The organism is Actinomadura sp. HBU206391, from assembly GCF_014323665.1.
Classification (GTDB): Bacteria; Actinomycetota; Actinomycetes; order Streptosporangiales; family Streptosporangiaceae; genus Actinomadura_C.
Genome location: NZ_JABVEB010000476.1, coordinates 1 through 2511, shown reverse-complemented (window position 1 = coordinate 2511; position 2511 = coordinate 1). Strand labels below are relative to the sequence as shown.

At 71.4% G+C, this 2511-nt stretch carries 3 protein-coding genes; 1 reads left to right on the top strand and 2 read right to left on the bottom strand.

Annotation, left to right across the window (positions count from 1 at the left end; all coding sequences use genetic code 11):
- The coding region (locus HKK72_RS38525) for a hypothetical protein (protein ID WP_187239314.1) at nucleotides 1-253 on the bottom strand (253 nt) is incomplete at its 3' end.
- 89 nt (nucleotides 254-342) lie between these two features.
- On the opposite strand from HKK72_RS38525, the gene HKK72_RS38520 reads away from it, so the two are divergent.
- Complete coding sequence (locus HKK72_RS38520; RefSeq protein ID WP_187239313.1) at nucleotides 343-1395, top strand: glucose 1-dehydrogenase; 1053 nt, start codon at nucleotides 343-345, stop codon at nucleotides 1393-1395.
- 6 nt (nucleotides 1396-1401) lie between these two features.
- Here HKK72_RS38520 and HKK72_RS38515 read toward each other — a convergent pair.
- On the bottom strand, nucleotides 1402-2511 hold a 1110-nt coding region (locus HKK72_RS38515), incomplete at its 5' end, for a glutamine synthetase family protein (RefSeq protein WP_187239312.1).

Sequence of the window (2511 nt, the reverse complement as noted above, 5' to 3'; positions counted from 1 at the left end):
GTTCTCCGTTGACCGGGACGGTCACGTTCTGGCCGGCGATATTGAGCGTGACCTGGTTGCCCTTCACTCCCACCAGCTCGGCCTTGACCCCGAGGATGGAGGCGCTCGCGTCGACCCCGCGGTCGAACGTCACGGTGCAGGAGTTGAGCGAACAACTGGTGTCGGTGCCCTCCCCGCCGCACCCGGTGACGGTGCCGAGGGCCAGGAGGGCGAACGGGACGGTGACGAGTGCGCGGCGAAGAGGAGAGATCATGATGCCGAGTCTACGGTGGCGTCGTTTGCCTTCGCGGAATACGGACATGTCGCCGTGAGGACGCCACGTCCTGCGGGAGGGGAACGATCATGCGTGCTCTGACGGTCATGCCGATGAAGGAAGGGTCTTTCACGGTCACCGACGTGGAGGAACCGGTGCCGGGCGAGGGCGAGCTTCTCGTCGACGGACTGGCGCTCGGCGTCTGCGGCACGGATCGTGAGATCGCCTCCGGGGAGTACGGCTGGGCGCCGCCGGGGGAGGACCGGCTGATCCTCGGGCATGAGTCGCTCGGACGGGTGCGAGAGGCCCCGCCCGGCAGCGGTTTCGCCGCGGGCGACCTCGTCGCCGGGATCGTCCGGCGGCCGGATCCGGTCCCGTGCCCGGCGTGCGAGCGGGGCGAGTTCGACATGTGCCGCAATGGGCGGTACACCGAACGCGGGATCAAGGAACTGCACGGCTACGGTGCGGAGCGGTGGACGGTCGAGGCCGACTACGCGGTACGCGTCGACCCGGCGCTCGAGCGGGTCGGCGTGCTGATGGAGCCGACCACGGTCGTCGCCAAGGCGTGGGACCACATCGAGCGGATCGGCTCGCGGTCCTGGTTCGACCCGGCTCGCGTGCTGGTCGTCGGCCCCGGGCCCATCGGGCTGCTGGCCGCCCTGCTCGGCGCCCAGCGCGGCCTCGAGGTGCATGTGCTCGGGCGCCGCGCCTCGGGGGTCAAACCCGACCTCGTACGCGATCTCGGCGCGGTCTATCACGCGGGTGGGCTGCCCCACGTGGCCCGCGAGGTGGAACCCGACGTCATCGTCGAGGCCACCGGCGTGCCGCGGGTCATGGCCGACACGCTCGGCGCGACCGCACCCGGAGGCATCGTCTGCCTGACGGGTGTCTCGACGCCCGGCCACAAGGTCGAGATCGACGCGGGGGCCGTCATCCGCGAGCTCGTGCTGGAGAACGACGTCGTCTTCGGCACGGTCAACGCCAACAAGCGCCATTACGAGATGGCCGCCGACGCCCTCGCCAGAGCCGACCTCTCATGGCTGGAACGGCTCATCACCCGGCGGTTGCCGATCGACCGGGCCGCGGAGGCCCTGGAGCCGGGCCGCGATGACGTCAAGGTCGTGGTCGAGCTCGATTCCTGAGCCCGTTCAGAACGTGACGAAGTGGCGGAAGCACTCGAAGGCGGCGTCGTGCTCGGCGAACTCCGCGATGTCGGAGCGCTTGACCGCCAGGTAGGCCTCGCGCCGCAGCGGGCCCAGCGCGTCCATGAGCAGCGCGTCCTCCTCGAGCGCGTCCAGTGACTCCGCCAGGGACGCCGGCAGGCGCCGTACGCCCAGCCGGTCCCGCTCCTCGCCGGTCAGCGTGGCCGGGTCTACGCCCACGGCCGCGCCGGGGTCGGTCCTGTTGCGCACCCCGTCCAGGCCGGCGTGGATGTAGGCGCCCAGCGCCAGATACGGGTTGGCGCCGGAGTCCGACGGTTTCAGCTCCAGGTTCGTCGAGCCGGCCACGTCGTCGCTCATGGGCGAGCAGATGCGGACGGCCGCCTCCCGGTTGTCCATGCCGTAACAGGCGTAGGCGCTCGACCACGCGCCCGGCGCCAGCCGGCGGTAGCTGTTCACCGTCGCCGCCGTGAACGCCATGAGCGCGGGCAGGTGACGCAGCAGGCCGCCGATGAAGTGGTAGCCGGTCTCCGAGAGGCCGTAGGCGTCACCGGCGTCGTGGAAGAGGTTGCGGGACCCGTCGAGCGACCACAGCGAGGCGTGCAGATGGCACCCGTTGCCGATCTGGTCGGGAATGGGTTTGGCGGCCATGGACGCCCACAGACCCTGCCGGAACGCCAGGGCCCGTACCGTCTCGCGGTAGAGCACGTGGTTGTCGGCCGCGCGCAGCGCGGGTGCGTGCCGGATGGACAGTTCCTGCTGACCGTGCCCGTACTCGGGGTAGTAGAGCTCGGGCTCCAGCCCCTGCGCCTGGAGGGCCCGCACGAGTTCCAGCGCGAACTCGTGCGCGACGTGGAAACCGGTCGCGGAGTAGCAGGCGCTGTCGTCGAGCGGCTGCAGCCGGTCCGGCTCGCCCGGGGGGCCCGGAACGCGGCGGCCGAGGGTGAACTCCGGTTCGAAGGCGGCCCGCAGGGTGGCCCCGTCGGAGGCCAGTTCGGCCATCGCGTCCTTGAGGAACGTGCGCGCGCACGCCTCCCAGGGCCGCCCGTCCAGGCTCACGAGGTCGGCGCACCTCGCGGCGGCGCCGGGCGCGTAGGG